The 22,569-nt window shown below is 42.2% G+C and carries 19 protein-coding genes, 1 tRNA gene and 2 pseudogenes; 6 read left to right on the plus strand and 16 right to left on the minus strand.

Translation table 11 applies throughout. The features are described from left to right. Nucleotides 1–3: 3 nt before the first annotated feature. The 13 genes and pseudogenes from N8A86_RS10880 to N8A86_RS10940 form a co-directional block, all read right to left on the minus strand. Complete coding sequence (locus N8A86_RS10880) at nucleotides 4–510, minus strand: DUF4199 domain-containing protein (protein WP_273565406.1); 507 nt, start codon at nucleotides 508–510, stop codon at nucleotides 4–6. A 100-nt stretch (nucleotides 511–610) separates the two neighbouring features. After that, the gene (locus N8A86_RS10885) at nucleotides 611–1,021 is read right to left on the minus strand and encodes a response regulator transcription factor (protein WP_273565407.1); all 411 of its coding nucleotides are present in this window, start codon (nucleotides 1,019–1,021) and stop codon (nucleotides 611–613) included. 9 nt (nucleotides 1,022–1,030) lie between these two features. Beyond that, nucleotides 1,031–1,972: a 2-hydroxyacid dehydrogenase gene (locus N8A86_RS10890; protein WP_273565408.1), complete on the minus strand. Its 942-nt coding sequence runs from the start codon at nucleotides 1,970–1,972 to the stop codon at nucleotides 1,031–1,033. Between the two features lie 2 nt (nucleotides 1,973–1,974). After that, complete coding sequence (locus tag N8A86_RS10895) at nucleotides 1,975–2,340, minus strand: cupin domain-containing protein (protein WP_273565409.1); 366 nt, start codon at nucleotides 2,338–2,340, stop codon at nucleotides 1,975–1,977. A gap of 10 nt (nucleotides 2,341–2,350) precedes the next feature. Continuing rightward, complete coding sequence (locus N8A86_RS10900) at nucleotides 2,351–3,271, minus strand: carbon-nitrogen hydrolase family protein (protein ID WP_273565410.1); 921 nt, start codon at nucleotides 3,269–3,271, stop codon at nucleotides 2,351–2,353. A 79-nt stretch (nucleotides 3,272–3,350) separates the two neighbouring features. After that, nucleotides 3,351–4,703 (minus strand): magnesium transporter, encoded by a 1,353-nt coding sequence (gene mgtE / locus N8A86_RS10905; RefSeq protein WP_273565411.1) that lies wholly within the window; start codon nucleotides 4,701–4,703, stop codon nucleotides 3,351–3,353. Then, nucleotides 4,690–5,553 carry a 16S rRNA (adenine(1518)-N(6)/adenine(1519)-N(6))-dimethyltransferase RsmA gene (gene rsmA, locus N8A86_RS10910; RefSeq protein ID WP_273565412.1) on the minus strand — a complete coding sequence of 288 codons (864 nt, stop codon included), beginning with the start codon at nucleotides 5,551–5,553 and terminating at the stop codon, nucleotides 4,690–4,692. Before rsmA ends, mgtE begins: the two co-directional genes overlap by 14 nt. A 90-nt stretch (nucleotides 5,554–5,643) precedes the next feature. Next, entirely contained in the window at nucleotides 5,644–6,009 is a 366-nt protein-coding gene (locus tag N8A86_RS10915; RefSeq protein ID WP_273569059.1) for a gamma-glutamylcyclotransferase family protein, read from the minus strand. Then, nucleotides 5,989–6,297 (minus strand): annotated as a pseudogene (locus N8A86_RS10920) (DUF4286 family protein); the annotation flags it as partial. The pseudogene N8A86_RS10920 and the gene N8A86_RS10915, both read right to left, overlap by 21 nt. A gap of 79 nt (nucleotides 6,298–6,376) precedes the next feature. Beyond that, a pseudogene (locus N8A86_RS10925) lies at nucleotides 6,377–8,164 on the minus strand (tetratricopeptide repeat protein). Between the two features lie 45 nt (nucleotides 8,165–8,209). Continuing rightward, nucleotides 8,210–9,481 (minus strand): serine--tRNA ligase, encoded by a 1,272-nt coding sequence (serS, locus tag N8A86_RS10930; RefSeq protein WP_273565413.1) that lies wholly within the window; start codon nucleotides 9,479–9,481, stop codon nucleotides 8,210–8,212. Nucleotides 9,482–9,551: 70 nt separating this feature from the next. Then, complete coding sequence (locus N8A86_RS10935; RefSeq protein ID WP_273565414.1) at nucleotides 9,552–10,883, minus strand: HTTM domain-containing protein; 1,332 nt, start codon at nucleotides 10,881–10,883, stop codon at nucleotides 9,552–9,554. After that, nucleotides 10,883–11,809 carry a bifunctional riboflavin kinase/FAD synthetase gene (locus N8A86_RS10940; protein WP_273565415.1) on the minus strand — a complete coding sequence of 309 codons (927 nt, stop codon included), beginning with the start codon at nucleotides 11,807–11,809 and terminating at the stop codon, nucleotides 10,883–10,885. The genes N8A86_RS10935 and N8A86_RS10940 overlap by 1 nt, the downstream gene beginning before the upstream one ends. 53 nt (nucleotides 11,810–11,862) lie before the next feature. Between N8A86_RS10940 and N8A86_RS10945 the strand changes: the two genes are divergently transcribed. Together N8A86_RS10945 and N8A86_RS10950 are read left to right on the plus strand one after the other, a co-directional pair. Further along, nucleotides 11,863–15,642, plus strand: a complete 3,780-nt coding sequence (locus N8A86_RS10945) for a reprolysin-like metallopeptidase (RefSeq protein WP_273565416.1) — start codon at nucleotides 11,863–11,865, stop codon at nucleotides 15,640–15,642. Next, a complete protein-coding gene (locus N8A86_RS10950; protein ID WP_273565417.1) occupies nucleotides 15,639–16,319 on the plus strand; it encodes a hypothetical protein in 681 nt (226 codons plus the stop codon). Before N8A86_RS10945 ends, N8A86_RS10950 begins: the two co-directional genes overlap by 4 nt. A gap of 2 nt (nucleotides 16,320–16,321) precedes the next feature. On the opposite strand, the gene pth is transcribed toward N8A86_RS10950, so the two are convergent. From pth to N8A86_RS10965, 3 genes are all read right to left on the minus strand, one after another. After that, nucleotides 16,322–16,951 carry an aminoacyl-tRNA hydrolase gene (gene pth / locus N8A86_RS10955; protein WP_273565418.1) on the minus strand — a complete coding sequence of 210 codons (630 nt, stop codon included), beginning with the start codon at nucleotides 16,949–16,951 and terminating at the stop codon, nucleotides 16,322–16,324. A gap of 77 nt (nucleotides 16,952–17,028) precedes the next feature. Further along, entirely contained in the window at nucleotides 17,029–17,712 is a 684-nt protein-coding gene (locus N8A86_RS10960) for a 50S ribosomal protein L25/general stress protein Ctc (protein WP_273565419.1), read from the minus strand. A gap of 79 nt (nucleotides 17,713–17,791) precedes the next feature. After that, on the minus strand, nucleotides 17,792–18,733 hold the full coding sequence (locus N8A86_RS10965) for a ribose-phosphate pyrophosphokinase (RefSeq protein WP_273565420.1): 942 nt from the start codon (nucleotides 18,731–18,733) through the stop codon (nucleotides 17,792–17,794). A gap of 148 nt (nucleotides 18,734–18,881) precedes the next feature. On the opposite strand from N8A86_RS10965, the gene N8A86_RS10970 reads away from it, so the two are divergent. The 4 genes from N8A86_RS10970 (at nucleotide 18,882) to N8A86_RS10985 (ending at nucleotide 22,555) form a co-directional block, all read left to right on the plus strand. Further along, a tRNA-Leu gene (locus tag N8A86_RS10970) sits at nucleotides 18,882–18,962 on the plus strand. 105 nt (nucleotides 18,963–19,067) lie between these two features. Beyond that, a complete protein-coding gene (locus tag N8A86_RS10975) occupies nucleotides 19,068–20,177 on the plus strand; it encodes a Gfo/Idh/MocA family protein (protein ID WP_273565421.1) in 1,110 nt (369 codons plus the stop codon). A gap of 19 nt (nucleotides 20,178–20,196) precedes the next feature. Then, a complete protein-coding gene (locus tag N8A86_RS10980; protein ID WP_273565422.1) occupies nucleotides 20,197–21,138 on the plus strand; it encodes a pyridoxal-phosphate dependent enzyme in 942 nt (313 codons plus the stop codon). Between the two features lie 13 nt (nucleotides 21,139–21,151). Further along, on the plus strand, nucleotides 21,152–22,555 hold the full coding sequence (locus N8A86_RS10985) for an ADP-ribosylglycohydrolase family protein (RefSeq protein WP_273565423.1): 1,404 nt from the start codon (nucleotides 21,152–21,154) through the stop codon (nucleotides 22,553–22,555). Nucleotides 22,556–22,569 lie beyond the last annotated feature (14 nt).

Below are 22,569 nucleotides of genomic sequence, written 5' to 3' on the forward strand. Positions count from 1 at the left end.
CTATTAATTTTTACGTTGAAGGATCAATGCCGAAAGCAACGATATTATAAAACCTATCACAAACACCATCATCGACATAATAAAAAAGTGCATAAACGGATTCGAGAACATTTCTTTTTCTGATTCGAGCTCCGTCTTTCGAATTTCAAATTCCTCAGCCGGTAATGACCGGGCCTGTTCAAACATTCTATCGTAGTAATCTGTCATGAACTCGGGGTTTACGAATTTCACGTAAATGATATCCAATATACCGAAAGCTATGGAGGCCATTAAGCTAATAAGAACACCTATTAATAGGGCCTTTCCGAAACTTACGCCACCGTTGTTCTCTTTATCGCGAAAGTGTTTAATGCCAAAAAAGACAAATAGCAATGAAACGACCATTGATGAATAGCCGATAATCTCACCCATACCGTCATCTGTGACTCCTATGAGCGCCCAGATCAGAAAGGATAAAAGACAGATAGTTATTGTGCTATAAAGCCCGAATCGTAGGATTGTACGTTTCATATTATTTAATTTAGACGATTGGACACAAATATAATTTTGTGTACAAAAAAGGGCTTCATACTAAAGTACCAAATTGATTATTCACTCATAGAAGATGTACTTAAATGAGTTGCATTTCTTTGGCTTTTTGAATGGCCTGTGTCCTTCGCTTGGCATTCAATTTAACGAAAAGGTTAGACACGTGTGTCTTAATAGTACTTTCGGATAGAAATAATCGTTCTCCGATTTCTTTGTTGGATAGGCCCGAGACGATGCCGTCCAGAACTTCAAATTCCCTTTTGCTGAGCCCCAATTCCTTCAATTTCTTGGGAGCTAAAGGTGGCTTTTCCGGCATATTTTTCTGGAGACCGTTCTTGTTAAGGTAAAGCCCTATCAAAAAGAAAACTATTGCGATTAGGGCAATAATCGGTTCGATGGAAGAATCACCATATGCATAGGCGTAAGTACTTAGCTTAAATAGACCAAGTAAGGCAATAATCAGGGTCGTAAAAATGAAAAGGGTACGCTTCACAGCATAAATTTAGCAAAATTTGGCCTTTATCTTGTCTACAATGGTCTGGGCCAGTTTCACTTTACTTTCAACCGTCCAGCCAGCCACATGCGGAGTGAGCAATACGTTTTCAGCTTCTATCAAATATTTGAAGGTCTCGGGAAGTTCGTTATCTGTGAACATATGTTCAAAAGATGATTTTTCGTATTCCAGTACATCCAATCCAGCACCTAAGACTTTACCAGATTTTAGTGCTCCTACTAAATCTTCAGTCAGCACACATTTCCCACGGGCAGTATTCAACAACCAAATGGGGTTATGGAATTTCTCAATAAATTCGGAATTGATCATTCCTTTCGTCATGATAGTTTGTGGAATGTGAAGACTTAATACATCGGTTTTCTGATGGAGTTCCATGATACCGACCTGACGTGCGTTCTCATCTTCGATACCTCCCTTGATGTCATGAAAAATAACCTCGTCAACATCAAAACCCCGAAGTTTTTTGGCAAAGGCTTTGCCCATATTGCCATAGCCGATGATGCCTACGGTCTTTCCTTCGAGTTCCACGCCCCGATTGCCCTCACGATCCCATTTTCCGGACCGCACCTCATGGTCGGCCTTGTTCAATTTGTTGAATAAAGAAAGTAGCATTCCCAGTGTATGTTCCCCAACGGCATTTCGGTTTCCTTCGGGGGCAGCGGCAAGAAAAATACCTTGGGATTTTGCTTGATCGATATCGATATTTTCCAATCCTGCGCCAACACGGCCTATAAACTTGAGGTTCGTCGCTTTTTCCAGAAAAGTTTGGTCAATGGAAAAACGACTGCGGATGATCAGTCCGTCGTATTCATGGATCTTCTTTTCAATTTCTTCTTTGGAGGAAGTATAATCTTCATGGTTCTCGAAACCAATTGCGGCGAACTGCTCAACAATCAAAGGATGGTTCGTATCGACGTGTAGTACCTTCATATTTAAATCTTCGGATAGTGGGATTGGGTCATTTCATGTTTGACATCGCCCGTATGTGCGGTATTTTGTTTCTCAAAAAGCAAAAGATGCACTTCTTCACCATTTTTGGTCATCGGATTGTGTTCGACCCCTTTCGGAACAACAATAATTTCTCCCTCATTGACAACTTCGGTTCGGTCGCGGAATTGCATGTAGTGTGTTCCCTTAAGCACTTGAAAAAGTTCATCTTCGTTTTCATGGACGTGCCAAACGAACTCCCCTTGTATTTTGGCAAGTATTACCTGCATATCATCTACGGTCGCAATCTGGTGCGGATGCCATTGTTTGCTGAAAAGAGTATGTTTTTCGTTAAGGTTGATGGGTTTCATGATCTTGATTTTATTCTTTTTTGATTTCCGGTTGATTCTTTACCATAAATTCAAAAATATCGTTTCTTGCATAATGCCCAATGACATCAAAGTCAAGTTTACTTTGATTGATTTCATCTAGGTCAAGTTCTGCAACCAGAACTCCTGATTCGTTCGATAAAGGTCCCGCGAGTATTTTCCCCATGGGGGATATGATAACGCTTCCGCCCGGACAAATATCTTCTGGTTCATCGACCAATAATTTTTGATATTTTTCAGGATACATCGATTTGGTAAAATACTGGTTACAACCTAGTACAAAACATCTACCCTCTAGAGCGATATGCCGCATGGTCGCCAACCAAGTCTCCCTAGAATCGGCTGTTGGGGCAATGTAGATTTCTACCCCTTTTTGAAACATCGCCATACGCGCAAAGGGCATATAATTTTCCCAGCAGATAAGTCCGCCCAACCTTCCGATCTTGGTTTGAAAGGTTGTGAGCGACTCTCCGGAAGCTTCCGCCCAGATCACGCGTTCCGTTCCGGTAGGTTTTATTTTTCTATGAATACCCAATAGTCCTTTTTCCGGAGATATATAGAGCATGGAACAATAGAGACTTCCATGGCCAGCTAATTTTTCCGTGGCACCTATGACCAAATAAGTATTGGTTGTTTGGGCCAGCTTTTCCAAGAATTTCAAATCATCACTTTCGACATCGATACTATTCTCGTGGAATTCCTGATATAGTTTTCTTCCCTCATCGGTGCGACTGCCAACTTTGGCCCCGAAAGAAAATCCGCGAGGGTAACCGGGAATAAACGATTCGGGAAAGACAAGTAATTCACATCCTTCTTGGGCATATTTTTGGGTCAGGTCCGCAATTTTTTCCAAGGTCTTCTTCTTGTCAAAGAATACAGGACTGTCTTGGATTACGCCTACTTTTACTTTCATTGCTTACAACTATTTGGGCTTGGAATGATTAGGTAGCCAATTTTCTAAGATAGCGCAAATTTTCAAAAGGATGCTCGGGCTAGATGCCCAAAACTATCTTGGCGATCCAAAAATAGATAAGGATACCAAAAATATCATTGCTCGTAGTGATGAACGGTCCAGTGGCAATAGCGGGATCAATACCTTTTTTGTGAAGAAAAAGTGGAATGAAGGTGCCAATGATACCTGCTACGATGATGACTACCACGAGCGAAATCGAAATGGCCAGCGCGGTCAAGAAATTTCCTTTCCAGGCCCAAGTGAACAAAAGAAGTACTGCGGCTAAAATCAATCCGTTCAAAGTAGCCAATAGCATCTCTTTGACCAATCGTTTTTCAATACTTCCCTTTAAATCGTCATTGGCAAGTCCTTGTACGATAATGGCACTTGACTGAACTCCGACATTTCCGGCCATCGCCGCGATCAATGGGGTAAAATAGAAGAGAATGGCATGTTTGCTGATCATTTCTTCAAAGCCGCCCATAATGGCCGCTGCTCCGACCCCTCCTATCAGACCTAAAAAGAGCCAAGGCAGTCTTGCACGGGTCAGGTCCCAAATACTATCATCTGCCTCTACATCTTTTGAAATACCCGCTGCGAGCTGGTAATCTTTTTCGGCTTCTTCACGAATAACGTCCACAATATCATCAATGGTAATGCGGCCGACCAATCTTCCGATTTCGTCGACTACGGGGATGGCTTCCAAATCATATTTGCTCATGATCTTGGCCACTTCCTCTGGCTTTTCATTGACGTTTACAGAATCCACTTTGGGAATATAGACTTCACTAATATGGGTCTTTGTAGAGGTGGTCAATAAGTCTTTCAACGATAATCTACCCTTTAGTTTATCTTCATCATCGACCACATAGATGGAATGTACCCGGGTCACATTCTCGGCTTGGGCGCGCATCTCTTTTACGCATTTGAGTACGTCCCAATTTTCGTTTACCCGTACCAACTCTTTGGCCATCAGGCCCCCCGCTGAATTTTCGTCATAACGGAGTAGGTCTACGATATCTTTCGCATGTTCCCTATCCTCGATTTCGGAGATGACCTCTTGTACGATTTCTTGGGGCAGTTCGGCAACGATATCGGCCGCGTCATCAGTATCTAATTCTTCAAGTTCCCCTGCAATTTCTTTGGCCGAAAGATTGTTCAAAATGGCCTCGCGAACATCTTCATCAAGCTCGGTCAATATATCGGAAGTCTTATCGCTATCCAATAGTTTTATAAGATAGGTGGCCTCATCGACATTCAACTCATCGATAATCTCGGCGACATCGGCAAAGTGCACCTCTTCCATCAGCGAAACCAATTTGGTATCGCTTCGGTTTTCGATCAGCTGTTCGATTTCAGCTATGAGCTCGTCTGTAAGTTTAAACGGTGTCATCTGCTATCTTCTTCGTAAGAGCAATAAAATCGGCTACGGCCAATTGCTCTGGGCGAAGGTCAAAGATAGCATCTTCTTTGAGATTATCGGAAAGCTCCATTATTTTTAGACTGTTGCGAAGGGTCTTGCGACGTTGGTTGAACGCGGTTTTGACCACCTTGAAAAATAGACTTTCATTACAATTTAGGGCGACCTCCTTTTTTCGTGTAAGACGCAGTACACCCGAGTTTACTTTTGGGGCGGGGTCGAAAACCGTAGGTGGTACGGTGAACAAATATTCCGCCTCATAAAATGCCTGTACCAGAACGGAGAGGATACCATAGGTTTTGTTGCCGGAGGATGAACAGATACGTTCGGCCACCTCCTTTTGGAACATTCCTGAGAATTCTGGAACCAGATGCCGATACTCCAACATCTTAAAAACGATTTGGGTGGATATATTATACGGAAAATTCCCTGTGATAGCGAATTGTTCCTCACCAAAAAGAGTGGGCAGATCATAATTCAAAAAATCAGCCTCAATAACGCGTAACGAGTTAATGTTTTTTAGTACTTCCGGATGTTCCAATGGAAAACTATGGTTGAGATAGGTAATCGATTCGGTATCGAGATCCATCGCTATCAAATTCAAATCACGCAGCAAAAGATATTTTGTAAGTACGCCCGTACCTGGGCCGATTTCTATAACATTGCGGTATCCTTTTAAAGAGAGGGTCTCGGCAATTTGTTGGGCAATACCCTCATCTTTTAAAAAATGCTGGCCCAGATATTTTTTTGCCTTTACAGGGCCTTCGCGATGACGCTGACCTTGATGTGATTTTCTGAACGGTTTTTTCTTTCTTTTGGACATTTACTCGATAATCGAGATTAAAAAGGAGGCTTGCCTCGAAATTAAAATGTTTGCTTTTTTAAATGCCTCGCGGGCTTGCCCCGAGGTAGTTTACTTTTCTTGGGAATTTTTGGTTTTGCCGAGATAGACCCAAGCTTTTTTTCCGGATGCCAGGCGTACTTGTTTTCTAGTATATTCTTGGCCCTCGTAAAAATCTATCGCTAAAAGTTCATCGGGCGTTAAAACGTAACATATTCCGGTAATGGTGTCTTCCTCTTTTTCCGTAGGGATGATAATCGGATAGGCATTTGCAATTTTTAGTTCCGAAATTTTATGACAAGCGAGTGTATCTTTTGTGCCATCAAGTGTTCTGCCTAAATGGGCCTTTTGTACCGATTCGTCCTGTAAGGTTCCATAGGTAAAAAGGTATTGAGTGGCACTGCCATTTTCATTCCGGTGCTCGCTGACAACCTCCATTTCTGTACGAAAGGAAACGAATTTACCTGCAAACAGTCGATGCGCATCTTTTCTAAGTGTAGGCGCATCTTCTAGATAATATCGTTCCAACATTTTTTTATCGGAAGTGGTAAACTGAATGGAATAGGTGATACCACCCATTTCTTCTTCCACCAAGACTTTACTCATCTTGGCATTCAAGAATTTACCCGTCGCCAAGACATCGGGGATATGGATTTCCTGCATCCATTTCACCCATTCTTCATGAACGGATTCTTCGATATTGGTGGTTACGTTGTAGATGTACATTTTGCCTGTTCATACGCAGTCGAGAACTACCTGTGCCAATAGGTCTCGACTGCGCTCGACCTGACAGGTAAATAATTATCTAGTTTATCGAATCTCCTCTCAACATTCTAAAAGTTTTCCGAGCCTGTGGAAAATAATAGCTATCCTGATAATTATAGATAATCTTTTCGTAGTGTTCCTTTGCTTTTTCAGGTTCGTTGAGCACCTTTCGATAAAGTTCGGCGAGGGCAAAATGGGCATCGTCGGCCAAGATGCCGTTTCCGTAGAATTCGGTTATTTTTTGATAATTGAACTTGGCCGCGTCGTAATCTTTTATGGTTTCCAGCAGTTCGCCCTGCTTTAAGAGTGCTTCATCCTCTATTTTTTCGCCTTTGTGTTCTTGAAGAATGGTTTCCAACTCGGCTATGGCGTCTTTCGTCTTGTTTTGATAGGCCAACAGATCGGCACGTGCGTATTTTTTTAATGCGGTCTGCGTAGAATCTTCAAGAGAATTATCCGATATCAAAAGACTTAACTGCATAGCATCGTTCGCAATCAATTGGGAAGTTGATCCCCGAAGCACTTTGAGCTGCGTCAAGGCCCAATCGAAATCTCCTTTGTAGAAACTTGTCTGTGCCACTTTGTATCGGGCGTTTTGGCCCATGACGTCATTTTTGAGTTTTTTTGGATTTGGGAAAAATAAATCAGGGCCTCATTAAATTTTTTGTCGAATACCAAGATATCGCCCAAGGCCAATTTGATATAGGCAAGGCCCCGTTCGTTCAGGGGAAGTTCCAAACTTTTTTTGAGCATATCGATTGCCGGTTCTGGCGTATCTTTTTCTAAAGGTCAAAAAGTTCGCATAGGCCACTTGAAGCTGTAAAGTTTGACTTTTGTAGCCATGAATGTTCATGAGTTCTTCGTATCGTTTTTGAATGACGTCCAACTTTTTGTTATCGGCATTGAGCAGTTGAATATCGATAAGGTTCAGTTCGGCATCAAGTTGGGTCACTTCGTTGTTCGTATTGGCAATGATGTACTCATAGATTTCAGTTGCCGTCGGTATGGCATCATTTTCAAAAGCCATATCGGCTAACCCTTCAAGACGCTGTACAGAACTTCCATCGGTTCGTTTATAGATGGCCTTTTCTTGTCGGAATGCACTATCGTACTGCCGTTGTTGAACAAAGAGCCAGCTCAAAAGTTCGTTCCATAAGATTTTTGGGTTCTTTTGGGCATTCTGAAGCAGTATGCGTTTTAGTTTGATGTTGTTTTCATTTTCCGGATCACTTGAAATGAAATCGTCGATTCCCCTCAGAATATTTGATTTTGATGCCTTCCCTTCACCAATCAAGGTTAGGTATGCCTCGTACATTTTTTCAATATCGCCTTGTTCCCCATAGATGCGGGCCTTTTGGTAATTATAATCGAGTTGCGGATTGAGTTCCATGGCCTTTGAGTACGCTTTCAACGCATAATCGAGCAAGGCATATTGTTGGAATTTGAATCCGAGGCCGTAACCGAAATTAGGATTTTCGTTGATTTTCAAAATGGCCCTATCGTAATACGTGGTGGCCTTTACAGGTTCGTCTTGAAGCGTATAATTGTAGCCCAGTTCTACAAAAAGGGTAGGGTAGGGATTGCCCTCATCTATTTTTTTTAGCAGGAAATCCTCAGCGTCAGTATAACGTTCCAATTGTTGGTAACAAGCGACCAGCCCTTCGGCATAATCGGTTCTACGGGGGTCTCTATCGACCAGTTTTTCATAAAAGACGACCGCTTTTTCGAAATCGCCGTCGGCAAAATATTGTTTTGCTAAGAAATCGTCTTGAGCAAAAGTGGAGGTTAGAAGTACGAGGTACGCAATTAAAAGTATTAGTTTTCGCATATATCAAAGATACGCAGATTGCGGAAAGATGGTGTTAAGAGCGTCTTAATCAATCATCTCAAATCCACAGTATGGAACCAGTGCTTCTGGAATCTGAATTCCATCAGCGGTCTGATAATTTTCTAAAATTCCTGCCAAAACCCTGGGCAGTGCCAAAGAACTTCCATTGAGGGTATGTGCCAATTGATTTTTCCCGTTTTCGTCTTTATAACGCAATCTTAAGCGATTCGCCTGATAGGTCTCAAAATTGGAGACCGAACTGATTTCTAGCCAACGGTCCTGTGCCGTGCTGAAGACTTCGAAATCATAGGTCAGGGCAGATGTAAATCCGAGATCGCCGCCGCAGAGCCTTAGTATGCGATAGGGTAATTTTAGTTCACGAAGAATGTTTTTTACATGTTCCACCATGCCATCCAAGGCTTTATATGAATTGTCGGGATGTTCTACCCGTACAATTTCAACCTTGTCGAATTGATGAAGACGATTGAGTCCGCGTACGTGAGCACCATAACTTCCTGCTTCCCTTCGAAAGCAAGGGGTGTGCCCCGTATAACAAATCGGGAAATCGCTTTCGTTTAAGATAACATCCCTAAAAATATTGGTAACGGGCACTTCTGCGGTAGGAATCAAATACAGGTTATCTTCTCCCACATGATACATTTGGCCTTCCTTATCGGGCAATTGGCCCGTGCCAAAACCAGAGGCCTCATTGACCAAATGTGGTACCTGAATTTCGGTATAGCCCGCTACGGTGTTCTTGTCAAGAAAATAAGAAATTAAGGCTCGCTGCAGGCGTGCGCCTTTTCCTTTATACACAGGAAATCCCGCACCGGTTATTTTTACGCCCAATTCAAAATCGATGATATCGTATTTTTTTGCCAGTTCCCAATGGGGAAGGGCATCGGTATTCAAAACGGGAATTTCTCCTTCTTTAAAGACTTCTATGTTATCTTCTTCTGAACTTCCGGCAGGTACCAAGTCGTTCGGCACATTCGGAATTTGATACAGGACATTTTGAAGTTCTTCGGCCGTACTGTTCAGAACCTCGCCCAACTGTTTCGATTCCTCCTTCAAGGCTCCGGTCTTTTCTTTAAGGGTATTGGCTTCTTGAGCTTTTCCGCTTTTGAAAAGTTCACCAATCTCTTTGGAGAGTTTGTTGCTTTCGGCAAGTACGTTGTCAAGTTGTGTCTGGGTAGCACGACGTTTTTCATCCAACTCGATAACACCTTCGATCAAGGGAGCGGCATCGATGTTCCGTTTTTTGAGTGCGGTTATGATTTCATTCTTCGTATCTCGAATTGCCTGTAATTGCAACATTCTTCTATTGTTTTATGGAACAAATTTAAGGTAATCCGATGATTTCGGACCCAAAATAATAGGCAAAAACCTAGAGTCTGTTTTTATCCTCAAGTCTTGAGGGCAAAATCCATTCGTGGTGGGTAAAATACTGCCATGGGGTATTGGCCAAATCAACTTTAGAATCGATGAACGTGTGTAATGGCCTCCCGTTCACGCTTATTTTCGAGTTCACAAATATGGAAACTTCCTGCCCTTTTTTCGCATATTCCTTTTTTAAACGTTGTGCGAATTGCCAAATAAAGTCTGGGTAGGCCGCAATTCTTCTTTTTTGTTTTTTGGTGAGATATTCATCAAGGTCTATAATTTTTGAAACTCCTGTCTTTATATCCAAAACTGTAAACTCAATGTTCCCGGCCCGGCTTCGCAGCATCATACGCCAACTGAGGCGATGGCCCTCTTCCGTCCATAATACATTATCTTTAATAAAATGGTGGCGAAGCGGCAAGGCGAATTGAATCAGAAAATAAACTCCACCTAACCCTAGTATGACATTTTTATAGGATGGGGTTTGAATTTCACCACCCGCGTAGGGTTCTTTTTTCTTGAAGAATATCTTCCTGATAACTTCAGGCTCGAAAAAGAACACGGTGAAGGCCAATGACAAATAGGGGAATATTCCGATTTGAAAAACTATCGAATTGAAAAGGTGAAAGAAAATGGAAATGATAAAAGCGACCTTGCGGGTCGGTTTCCATAATAATGCCGGAATAATTAGAAAATCGAACAAAATCCCGAAAACACCAACGACTTTATGAACCCATGCCTCTTGTAACAAAGCACCGATAACTGGGTAATCGGCCTTGTCGAGCATTAATATTCTAACAATTCCGAAATCGAGCCAATCTCCGTACAATTTGGCTATTGAGGCATAAGTATAAACGATAAAAAGTTGTAACACAATAGCCCATTTTACATAACTATACATATAATCGCATTTCAGCAAAGGGTTTTGTCTTGAATCCACAGCGTAGCCTCGGTGCGCCGGAAAAAAGCACATGAACAACGAAATCAAAATCAACAGATAATAATGATTGTTGTACGATGATTTCTGCATCAGGTAAACGGCGGTCCATAATATCGTGAACGAGATGATACTGAACCGATATTTGTATCCCAGGGCAATGCATACCCCTAAGGTCCCCATAATAAAAAAATAGAAATACATGCCGTTTCCGGGTAGGGGCTGTAACCATTCAAAACCGATAAATGAGAAGGTGAACTGGGGTTCTACCAAGGTTCTTCTGATCCAACCCGTGACTATGGCGCCGTAACATTCTAGGGCTACCAAAATTCCGAAGAAAATCCTGAAAATCAGTAAGGGTGAGTTATTGATTTTTGTAAAAAGAAAACGATTCAGCATCACCTCAAAATTAAGTCGAACGAGGTTTTCTTATCGTTCAGTAATTGATTCTTTAGTGCGTCGATCGAATCGAATTTGACCTCGTCACGAAGTCTATGCATGATATTTATCTGGATTTCCTTTTCGTAAAGATCTTGGTCAAAATCGAAAAAATGGACCTCTATACTTTGCTCGGTACCTTCAACGGTGGGATTGAACCCGATATTCATCATGCCATGAACGGTCGATGACCCAATTTTACTTCTTACCACGTAAACACCATTTTTAGGAATAAGTTTATAACGCTCTTTAATGTGGATATTCGCTGTGGGGAAGCCTAGTTGTTTTCCGAGTCCTTTGCCTTTTATGACCTTTCCGGTCAGCATATAGTCGTAGCCTAAATATTTGTTGGCAATTTCTATAGCCCCCTCGCCCAAGGCCTTCCTTATTTTGGTGGAACTTACCGAGACATCATCCACCTCCTGTGCCGTTATCTCTTCGACCTCAAAATCAAAAGTGCTTCCAAAAGCTCTTAAATCGGCAATATTGGCATTTCTATTCCGCCCAAATCGATGGTCGTAACCAATGATTATCTTCTTCATTTTCAAGGTATTGACCAAATTATCGCGTACAAATTCCGTAGCTGTCAACCGCGAGAAGTCTTTGGTAAAAGGGTGGATGATAAGATATTCCAGTCCCAGGTGCTTCAGAATCTGTGATTTTTCATCAATGGTATTTAACAATTTGATTTCTGCATCTTTTTGCAGCACCATTCTTGGATGTGGAAAGAACGTGAGTACGGTCGATTTCAAATTGAGTTCTTGAGCTGACCGAATTACACGTTGCAAAATTTTACGGTGGCCCACATGAACTCCATCAAAGGTTCCAATGGTAAGGACCGTAGGGTGTTCTTCATCGAATTTAGATATACTTTGAACTGTTAGCACTTAAGTAGGAAAATAAAAAAGAGTTATATTTGATTTTGGCTAAAAACCCCTTGATGGCTACTAAATTACGTCTTGTTTTTTCAATTACCATAGCATTTCTATCCTTTTACGGTCACGCACAAAATAGGTATTGGAAGCAGGAGTCTTCGCAAAATAAAGTTCAAAAAGGGTTTGCCGAGCGTTTTGACATTCAAAAAGGAACGGTTTTCACGTTTGACGAGGCCAATTTTAAAAAGGAACTTACCACTGTTGCTAAAGCTCGTAAGAATTCCAAGGTTCTGTATTTTCCAAATGTTGAGGGCCAACTTATTCCCTTTTCGGTTTCGGAATCTCCCGTTATGTCCCCTGAACTAGCTGCAAAATTCCCGGAAATAAAATCTTTCATGGGTTACGGACTTAACGATAAGGGGTTGAAAATTCGATTTAGTGTATCCCCTAAAGGCGTACAGAGTATGATAATCGATTCACGGTCCAAGGGCACGATATTTATGCAAAAAGATGGGAATGGGAAGTACGTTGTCTATAATCGAGATGGTCTAACCTCAAATACCGATTTCATTTGTGAAACAAAATCGTTTCTGGAAAAAAATATGGGTGTAAGTACCCAAAAATTGCCTGAAAATAGGGTTCTTCGAAAGTTTCGGTTGGCTGTTTCTGCTTCTGGGGAATATACGGCTTATCATAGTTTACCGGGTAGTCCGAATGTTGCGGATGCCATGGCGGCCATCAATGCTACGGTGACCCGTGTTAACGAAGTTTATGAAACCGATTTCGGGGTTTCGCTTGAACTCATTGCCAACAACGAAGATGTCGTCTTTACCAACGCGGCGAATGATCCCTATACTGGAAACTTGAATTCGCAGGTTCAAAACGCTTTGAACACCACTATTGGGCCTGAAAATTATGATATCGGTCATTTGTTTCACAAAGATCAAAATGGGGGTAATGCAGGGTTTATCGGCTCGGTCTGTCGAGATAACAGAAAAGGGAGCGCATATTCTTCTGGCGAGAATCCCGAAGGAGATCTATTCGATATTGATTTTGTTTCACACGAGATGGGGCATCAATTTGGTGCCAATCACACATGGTCTTTTGAACCTGAAGGCACAGAGGTGCAAGTCGAACCGGCCAGTGGCACGACAATTATGGGATATGCCGGAATAACCGGTAACAATAACGTAGCACCCAATGGCGATGATTATTTCCATTATCTGACCATCGAACAAGTCTCCGAGTATCTGGCTACCGTCAGTTGTGGTGCAATAGTCGAAAATTTATCGAATACCGGCCCTGAAGTGGTCGACGTCGGTGATTTTGTTATCCCAAAATCTACGGCCTTTGTCCTTGAGGGATCGGCCACCGATGCCGATATCGACGATGTGCTGACCTATACTTGGGAGCAAATCGACAATGGCATAGTAACCCGTGAGACTTTTGGGCCTACCAATTCGGCGGGAGCCAATTTTAGATCGTTAAAACCTTCGTTGTCGCCGATTCGCTATTTTCCGAAATTGGCGAGCGTAGTTCAAGGGAATTTGACACAGGTGAATCCACCTATAAATTCTGCATGGGAGACAGTCTCTGATATAGAACGTGATTTGAACTTTGCTTTTACGGTCAGGGACAATGCCGAAGGTGGCGGGCAGGTAGCCTCCGATGAGGTGAAAGTATCCGTGGTCAATAGTGCAGGCCCTTTTAAAGTGACTTCACAGGCTGATAACGGGTCGTTTGCGGCGGGGTCGGTACAAGAAATCGTTTGGGATGTAGCAAATACGGAAAAGGCTCCGGTGAATGCAGCCAATGTTGATATATTTCTTTCCATAAACGGAGGTTTGACCTTTGTTGATACTTTGGCGCTGAATACACTCAATGATGGAAGCCACAAAGTGGTTCTTCCTGGTAAGCCTACCACTAATGCACGAATCATGGTAAAGGCAAGCAATAATATTTTTTATGCTGTCAATACATCGGATTTTACAATAGTGGCATCCGAAATCGTATTGAACTTTTCAGAACTCGAATATGGCATATGTCAACCAGATAGTCTTGTGGTTCCTTTTTCCTATGAAACGTTTCTCGGCTTTAACGAGGAAGTTGCGTTAAGCGCAATTTTTCCACCACCCGGTTTGGATATTGCTTTTTCACCGACTACGGTGACGAATGATACCCTTGTCAACATTACATTCTCGGGCACCGAGAATTTGACGGAAGGCGATTATACCGTTAGAATCTTGGCGACCGGCACCACTAAATCGCGTGAGGTAGAATTGAATCTGAGCATATTTGATACTGATTTCGAAGATGTTGTATTGGTATCTCCTGTCGACGGTTTGGTAGATTCATCCCTTAAAGTAATGCTGGAATGGCAAGAAGTAGCTTCCGCAATTTCTTACGATGTTGAAGTGGCCACAGACTTGGCTTTTACCAATATAGTTGATTCGACTAATTTAATCGCGAATACCTACGGACCTAGTGGATTAGATCACGAAACTTCTTATTATTGGAGAGTAAAACCGAAAAATACATGTGGCGAAGGTGCTTTTGGCACTCCTTTTAGCTTTACGACCATTGCGTTCAGTTGTGAAACAAAGTTGGGGGATAATCTGCCGTTGAGCATATCTTCAACTGGTACGCCTAAAGGTATTTCAAAGGTTACCTTTCGTGAAGACCTTATATTGTCGGATATTAATGTCAATCTCGATATAGAACATTCGTATGTGTCCGATTTATCAATAACGTTAACTTCACCATCGGGTACTACCGTGGCATTGGTCTCGAGTTCTTGTGGAGATTTGAAAGATATCAACGCTACTTTTGATGATGATGGAGATCCGTTCGCATGCTCCGGAAATCCGGCGATTACTGGTACTGTAAAACCCTTGGGTTCTCTAAGGGCTTTTGAAGGAGAATCTATATTAGGAGAATGGATCTTAGAGGTTTCCGATAACGCACCCTCCGATGGTGGCTCGGTCAATAATTTTTCCCTAGAGGTATGTATCGAAGGTGAGTTCAGGCCTGATGAAGACAACGACGGCGTTTTTGATGATGGAGATGACCTATGTCTTGGTACTCCCGAAGGAGCCGAAGTTGATTCAACAGGTTGTCAGATATTCCGATTTCCGGCCGATAATTTTGCCATTGAGATTCAGAGTGAATCGTGTCGTAATGGCAATGACGGAACCATTGATATAACAGCTACGTTGCCCCTGAACTATGAAATTACCGTTACGGGCAATGCTACCGATGTATCACAGAGCTTTACGGACTCTTTTGGACTATCTAATTTGGCTGCAGGTTCATATGAAATATGTGTTACGGCCATGGAAGGTGAAATTGAATATGAACCCAACTGTTTTACTGTGGTCGTAACCGAACCTGATGTACTCTCGGTGAGTTCGAAAGCCGATTTGGATGGAAGGCTGATTACGTTGAATTTGGAAGGAGCCGCAAATTATTTCATTGAATTGAACGGTGAGATTATACAGACGGGAGCGAATGAAATTACCCTTAATCTAAAAAATGGTGGAAACAGCCTGAAAGTTTCTACTGGATTGCCCTGTCAAGGAACCTACGAGGAAGAACTGTTCGTTTCGGATACACCTTTGATATATCCTAATCCCTTTGTTGATGTTACCAGGGCATTTTTGCCTACGGGCTTAAAAGATATTACCGTCGGCATTTTTTCGGCTAACGGCCAGTTCATCAAGAGTAGAACCTATGTCACTGAGGATACCGAATTGGAATTGGATTTCTTAGGTCTGCCTTCGGGAATGTATTATGTAAAGTTTGAAGGACCCCGCATAAAAGCCGCGCTAAAAGTGATTAAGAAATGAGAATTATATCGTTCATATTGATAGGTGTTCTTTTGGTGGGATGCAAAAAAAAGGACCCTCCGAAACTGCCACAAATTGCTCAATTGGTCGCCCCACAGACAAATTCTGAATGTACTACAGGTGAAAGCTTGAACGAGACGACCAGTCGAGTGGAATTTCAATGGATGGCCGCTGACTTTGTAGAAACCTATGAACTGAGGGTAACCAATCTAAATACGAATGTTACCCAAACGATAAGCACACTAGGACTTTCCGCCAAATTGCCCTTGGAAAAAGGGGCCCCATTCTCTTGGTTCGTCAATACGAAAAATTCACAGGCGGCCCAAATAACGGCAAGTGAGACATGGAGGTTCTACAATGCAGGTTCCGAAACTACCTACCCGCCTTTTCCACCAGAAATACTGGCTCCTAAATCGTCAGAGTCCGTATTCAAGGATGTTAACAATGAAGTGGTCCTCGATTGGAAAGGGTCTGATATAGATAATGACATTGTGGGATATGAGGTGTATTTTTCGACCGAGACCCCACCTTCTACATTAATTGCCTCTCCGTCGGCCGGTGATACCGTACACAAGGTCAGTGTAGTTTCTGGAACGGTATATTACTGGAGAGTTATTGCCAAAGATGGCGAAGACAATACCGCCGATTCTGGCATATTCAGCTTTAAGGTACTTTGAACTTAGGTGTTATTGAATTCATTCATCGTATTTTTTACTCCCGATAGAACGAATGTCTTAATTAATTTTGAAGATCTTTCAAATCGCTCTTTAAGTGCCGATTTTTCTTCTTCGTTCCATTCGCCTAAAACATAATCGACCTGTCTTCCTTTCCCAAAATCCGAGCCCACTCCGAAACGTAACCTATTGTACGTAGTGGTTTGTAGTGTTTGCTGAATATCTTTGAGGCCGTTGTGCCCTCCGTCACTTCCCTTGATTTTCAAGCGCAATGTTCCAAAGGGTAAATTGATATCATCGGTAATGACCAATAGGTTTTCCATTGGAATTTTTTCTTTTTCAAGCCAATATTTCAATGCCTTGCCGCTAAGGTTCATGAAAGTGGATGGCTTTAGACATAGAATGGTTCTTCCCTTGATCTTGAAACTTCCGATATCACCGAGACGTGATGTTTCAAATATGAAATTTTCGTGGGCTGCCAAGGCATCCAATATTTTGAATCCTACATTATGTCTCGTTTCGGAATATTCCGAACCGATATTGCCCAAGCCTATGATTAAAAATTTCTTCATGGGATCAGATTCTTCGGCAATGGATTTAGAACCGTTGAAAAGAGATTTAAGAAATTCGAACATGATTGTATATCCATTTGTATAAAAATACAAAAGCATCCCGCAATTGCGGGATGCTTTTTTTTATAAATCGAAGGAAATTATTCCTTACTTTCTCCCTCAGAAGATCCTTCAGACAGCGCATCGCCACCTTCAGAAGCACCCTCGGTTCCTTCAGCAGTTGCTCCTTCTTCTCCTTCAACTCCTTCTAGTTCTTCCTCATCTGTCAATTCAACTATTGCGGCACGTTGCGTCTTGACTTGTACTACCACCGTACTTTCGGGGTGTAGAATAGCAAAATCATCGTTTAATAATGATTCAACGAGAATATTATCACCGATTTTCAATTTTGAAATATCGATATCAAAGAAATCCGGCAAATTATCCGGTAAAGCCTTGATGGCCAATTTTCTTTTTCTAAATAACAAACGACCACCGTTTCGAACCCCAGGAGAATTTCCTATTAGTTGAACAGGAATGTTCATGGTAACTTCTTTGTCATCAAAAAGCTGATAAAAATCAATATGCAAAATTTTATCCGTTACCGGATGAAACTGAATGTCTTGCATGATTGCCTTAACTTTCCCTTCACCTAAATCAACCTTTACAGTATGCGCTGCTCCAGTGTACACTAAATCTCTGAACGCTAGTTCATCTGCCGAAAAAGTGTAATGGTTTTCCCCTCCGTATACCACGCAAGGAACCTTTCCAGCATTACGTAGGGCTTTCGTTGCCTTCTTGCCCACGCTTTCTCTTTCTGATCCTTTAATTGTAATTGATTTCATTGTGTTTGTTATATATTACTCATTATTAATTATTCATTTGTTTGTGGTGTCTGAGCATGACCGAAGACACAGATGATCGTTACATCAAAAATTTGGATGCAATCGAAGTATTGTGATGTACCCGATGCATAACGTCTGCAAACAAGGGAGCACAAGTCAATACCTTTACTTTATCACTATCTTTTTTTGAGGGAATAGAATCGGTGATGATCAGTTCCAACAATTTAGATTTTTGTATTTTTTCATAGGCCTTGCCCGATAAAAGTCCGTGCGTGGTGATGGCTCTTACACTTAGTGCTCCTCTTTCCATCATCAAGTCGGCAGCCTTGGTGAGGGTTCCGGCGGTGTCTACCATATCATCGACCAAAACCACATTCTTTCCATTCACATCACCTATGAGTTCCATGTGGGAAATCACATTGGCCTTTGCCCGTTGTTTGTAACAGATGACCACGTCACATTCCAGCGCCTTTGAATAAGCGTATGCCCTTTTTGAACCGCCCATATCGGGTGATGCGATAGTCAGGTTGTCCAAATTTAATTTTTTCAAGTAGGGCAAAAACAGGGTCGATGCGAAAAGGTGGTCTACGGGCCTTTCAAAAAAGCCTTGAATCTGATCCGCGTGCAAATCCATGGTTATGATTCTTGTCGCACCGGCAGCCTCTAACATCTTTGCTACCAATTTGGCCGCAATCGGCACTCTTGGCTTATCTTTTCTATCTTGCCTGGCCCATCCGAAATAAGGCATAACAGCCGTAATATGTCGAGCCGATGCCCGTTTGGCGGCATCTAGCATCAATAGCATTTCCATAAGATTTTCGGAACTCGGATTAGTCGATCCGATTATGAAAACCCTTGCGCCACGTACAGACTCTTCGAAAGAAGGTTGAAATTCACCATCGCTATATCTAGAGAAGATAACTTTACCCAATTCGGTGCCATAAGCTTTGGCAATATTCTCGGCCAAAACCATACTTTGGGTACAGGCAAAAATCTTGGGCTCTGGTACAGTGTAAGACATGGTTAACGTATTGTACTTTAGTTTCTTGTCCCTTTTTTCTAAAGGAGGTGCAAATTTAGAAATTTATTTGTGTTGCTGAAGGAATAATGTGGATATTTTAGTTCATCAATTGAAAATATTTTTTAGTTTTGCAGTCCCGTTTTAGTTTGCTCGAGTGGCGGAACTGGTAGACGCGCTGGATTCAAAATCCAGTTCCTTTGGAGTGTGGGTTCGATTCCCACCTCGAGTACTTAATCAAACCTTCCTTTTTTGGGAAGGTTTTTTGTTTTCGTCACCAGAATATTGCCCAAATCTTTAATAAACTGTATTTTTAGTATCCATCAAAACTGCAACAATGGGTACACGAAGAAATTTTATAGAAAAGCTTACCGTTTCGGCAATCGGACTGCCTTTAATAACTAATCCGTCAAACCTGTTCGCGGCTTCAGAAGAGCCCTATCAAGGTCGCATTCTTAAAGTAGCCATTATGGGGCTGGGCAGTTATGGCACGCGGGTAGCGGAAGCCATGAAAGATTGTAAAAAAGCCAAATTGGTTGGGGTCATTAGTGGTACACCTTCTAAAATAGTTGATTGGCAGGCGAAATACGGTATCCCAGAAAAGAACTGCTACAATTATGAAGATTTTGATGCGATAAAGGATAATCCAGATATCGATGCGGTTTATGTTATCACCCCAAACGGATTGCATTGCGAGCAGACCAAAAGGGTCGCTAAGGCTGGCAAACATGTTATTTGCGAAAAGCCGATGGGCATCAATGCCAAAGAAGGGCAAGAAATGGTCGATGCCTGTAAGACGGCCAATGTAAAATTGTTGATCGGTTATCGTATGCATTATGAGCCGAAGACGGTCGAGGTAATTCGAATGCGTCAAGAAGGCGAGTTCGGTCAACCTAAATTTTTTCAAGGCCAATCTGGTTTCGTCATCGGCGATCCCACCCAATGGCGATTGAACAAAGAACTGGCCGGAGGTGGTGCTATGATGGATATAGGCATTTATTCTATCAACGGTGCTAGATACATGCTCGGCGAAGAACCGATTTGGGTAACGGCACAGGAGACGAAAACCGACCCTGTAAAGTTTAAGGAGGGGGTCGATGAAACCATACAGTTTCAAATGGGTTTCCCAAGCGGGGCGGTGGCCAATTGTCTGTCGACCTATGCCATGAACAATTTAGATCGATTTTATATGACCGGCAGCGATGGCTATGTTGAAATGCGACCGTCTACGGGCTATGGCCCGATCAAGGGCCGCACACATAAAGGAGAATTAAATCAACCACACATAACACACCAGACCCTGCAAATGGATGGCATGGCCGAGCTAATTTTTGAAGGAAAACAACCTATAGTTCCTGTAAACGGTGAAGAAGGTGTCAAGGACATGAAAATCATTGATGCCATTTTCAAGGCGGTAAAAACAGATGGTAAGGTAACATTAGCATAATCAAAATGAAATGGCAGTGATGCAGAACGCGAAAGAGTCATTGATCAAGTGCCATCAGCGAATAAAACCGTACATTCATAATACTCCTGTGCTGACCTCCCATTTGATTGACGAAAAAGCAGGTTGCTCCCTATTTTTCAAATGCGAGAATTTTCAGCGAATGGGTGCCTATAAAATGCGGGGAGCTACCAATGCCATTTTGCAACTGACCGAAGAACAAAAGAATAATGGAGTGGTCACCCATTCCTCAGGAAATTTCGCCCAAGCCTTATCCCTAGCCGCTAAACGACTTGGTGTCAAAGCCTACATTGTAATGCCCAGTTCTGCACCGCAGGTCAAAAAAGATGCCGTAGCTGGGTATGGAGGTCAAATTATAGAATGTGAACCTACTTTGGAGGCTAGAAATACAGCGGCTCAAAAAATCCAAAACGAGACATCTGCCACTTTTATTCATCCTTCGAACGATGAAGATGTAATCATCGGACAGGGCACGGCTTGCCTAGAACTTTTACAAGAATATTCGGATCTTGATTTTGTGGTCGCCCCAATTGGAGGTGGGGGGCTCATTGCCGGATCGGCCTTAGCGGCATATTACTTTGGCAATGATTGCAAGGTTTTTGGAGGAGAACCCTATAAAGCAGATGATGCATACCGTTCGTTAAAAAGCGGAAAAATAGAATCGAATACAACTACGAATACGATTGCCGATGGGCTTAGGACACAATTGGGAGACAAAAATTTTCCGATTATTCAAAAGTATATTGAGGGTATTATCCGAGTGGAAGAGCAGGAAATTATCGATGCCATGCGCCTGGTGTGGGAGCGTATGAAAATCATTATAGAACCTTCAAGTGCGGTGGCCTTGGCGGCAGTATTCGCCAACAAAGAACATTTTCAAGGCAAAAAAACCGGAATTATAATTTCCGGAGGTAATGTAGATTTAAAGAATCTTCCTTTTTAAAATATTCTCAATTATGCTTAAAATTTCCTTCTTGAAAATCAACATTGGGGTACTCCTTATAGGATTAATTTCAATATCGTGCAAAGAAACTTCGTCGGCCCAAACCCAAAAAATTGACAATCCCTTGACCGATTCGCTTTTGGTATATGAGGACTATATTCCGAAGGAAACCGACATGGTGATTTCACGTTCCGAATACGCCGATAGACTATACGGATTTTGGCTTGCCCAATGTATCGCCAATTGGACGGGCTTGGTCACTGAAATGGATAAAATAGGAATCCCGACCAAAGATGGAAAAGGAGCAGGTTTTTACACCCGTGAAGATTGGGGCAAGCCTGACCAACCCAATCTGTGGGGGTCGAACAATTATTCAGAGACCATAGATTTTCTTTTCGCCGCCGAGGATAGTATCTGGGGCGCCGATGACGACACCGATATTGAGTATATCTACCAAAATCTGTTGTACAATAATAAAACCAGTGTTTTGACCGGGGAACAAATTCGGAAAGGTTGGCTAAAACACATCAAAACAGAGGAAGAGAACTTTCTTTGGGTATCGAACCAGACAGCTCTGGACTTAATGCAAGAAGGAATGATTCCACCAGCGACAAGTGCTCCCGAAAATAATGCCGATTATGAAATGATCGACGCACAATTGACCACCGAGATTTTTGGATTCTTCGCTCCCGGTAGACCCGGCGTAGCTTTGAAAATGGCCCATTTGCCGATTCAAACCGTAGCACGTGAAAATGCGGAATGGATTTCAGAATTCAATGTAATCATGTACGCTTTGGCCCCTTTGGCGGATGAAAACAAATCAATGAATGAAAATTTAGATTGGATGGCTTCCGAGGCTCGAAAAAGACTTCCGGATGATTCCTATTCCGCAAAAATGTATGATTTTGTAAAAGTTAAATATGAATCGGGTGCTACTTGGGAAGAAGCCCGTGATGCCCTTCATGAAAAATATCAGATACGACAAGAAGATGGTTACGAATGGGCAACAAAAGATAAAGTCTGTAATGGCTGTTTCGCCGCCGGAATCAATTTTGGGGCAAGTATCGTAAGTCTGATGTATGGTGAAGGCGATCTAAAAGAAACCATAAAAATCGGTGCACTATGCGGATGGGATTCCGACAACCCCACGGCCACTTGGGGCGGACTTTTAGGCTTTATGCTCGGCAAGGAAGGTGTTGAAAAAGCGTTTGATCGAAGATTTGCGGAAAAGTTCAACATCCATAGAACACGAATCGGTTTTCCGAACGAGGGAATCGACACTTTTGAAAATATGGCCAAGCAAGGTGTCTATGTCATCGATAGGGCAGTGCAAGAACAAATGGGTGGAGGTGTTGATTTGGAGGAAGATGTTTGGTATGTTCCCAATAAAGAGATAAAAATTCAGGAAGGTAAATAGAAACTTGTTATATA

The sequence above is a fragment of the Maribacter halichondriae genome (assembly GCF_027474825.1).
GTDB classification, from domain to species: Bacteria; Bacteroidota; Bacteroidia; order Flavobacteriales; family Flavobacteriaceae; genus Meishania; species Meishania halichondriae.

What these genes read in the sequence shown, in the direction of transcription:
- N8A86_RS10900 (WP_273565410.1), bottom strand. Translation starts at nt 3,271, where the DNA reads ATGAAAGTAAAAGTAGGCGTAATCCAAGACAGTCCTGTATTCTTTGAC.
- N8A86_RS10960 (WP_273565419.1), bottom strand. Translation starts at nt 17,712, where the DNA reads ATGAAATCAATTACAATTAAAGGATCAGAAAGAGAAAGCGTGGGCAAG.
- N8A86_RS10880 (WP_273565406.1), bottom strand. Translation starts at nt 510, where the DNA reads ATGAAACGTACAATCCTACGATTCGGGCTTTATAGCACAATAACTATC.
- N8A86_RS10935 (WP_273565414.1), bottom strand. Translation starts at nt 10,883, where the DNA reads ATGCTGAATCGTTTTCTTTTTACAAAAATCAATAACTCACCCTTACTG.
- N8A86_RS10895 (WP_273565409.1), bottom strand. Translation starts at nt 2,340, where the DNA reads ATGAAACCCATCAACCTTAACGAAAAACATACTCTTTTCAGCAAACAA.
- N8A86_RS10980 (WP_273565422.1), top strand. Translation starts at nt 20,197, where the DNA reads ATGCAGAACGCGAAAGAGTCATTGATCAAGTGCCATCAGCGAATAAAA.
- rsmA (WP_273565412.1), bottom strand. Translation starts at nt 5,553, where the DNA reads ATGTCCAAAAGAAAGAAAAAACCGTTCAGAAAATCACATCAAGGTCAG.
- N8A86_RS10975 (WP_273565421.1), top strand. Translation starts at nt 19,068, where the DNA reads ATGGGTACACGAAGAAATTTTATAGAAAAGCTTACCGTTTCGGCAATC.
- N8A86_RS10965 (WP_273565420.1), bottom strand. Translation starts at nt 18,733, where the DNA reads ATGTCTTACACTGTACCAGAGCCCAAGATTTTTGCCTGTACCCAAAGT.
- N8A86_RS10985 (WP_273565423.1), top strand. Translation starts at nt 21,152, where the DNA reads ATGCTTAAAATTTCCTTCTTGAAAATCAACATTGGGGTACTCCTTATA.
- N8A86_RS10915 (WP_273569059.1), bottom strand. Translation starts at nt 6,009, where the DNA reads ATGGAGGTTGTCAGCGAGCACCGGAATGAAAATGGCAGTGCCACTCAA.
- mgtE (WP_273565411.1), bottom strand. Translation starts at nt 4,703, where the DNA reads ATGACACCGTTTAAACTTACAGACGAGCTCATAGCTGAAATCGAACAG.
- pth (WP_273565418.1), bottom strand. Translation starts at nt 16,951, where the DNA reads ATGTTCGAATTTCTTAAATCTCTTTTCAACGGTTCTAAATCCATTGCC.
- N8A86_RS10890 (WP_273565408.1), bottom strand. Translation starts at nt 1,972, where the DNA reads ATGAAGGTACTACACGTCGATACGAACCATCCTTTGATTGTTGAGCAG.
- serS (WP_273565413.1), bottom strand. Translation starts at nt 9,481, where the DNA reads ATGTTGCAATTACAGGCAATTCGAGATACGAAGAATGAAATCATAACC.
- N8A86_RS10945 (WP_273565416.1), top strand. Translation starts at nt 11,863, where the DNA reads ATGGCTACTAAATTACGTCTTGTTTTTTCAATTACCATAGCATTTCTA.
- N8A86_RS10950 (WP_273565417.1), top strand. Translation starts at nt 15,639, where the DNA reads ATGAGAATTATATCGTTCATATTGATAGGTGTTCTTTTGGTGGGATGC.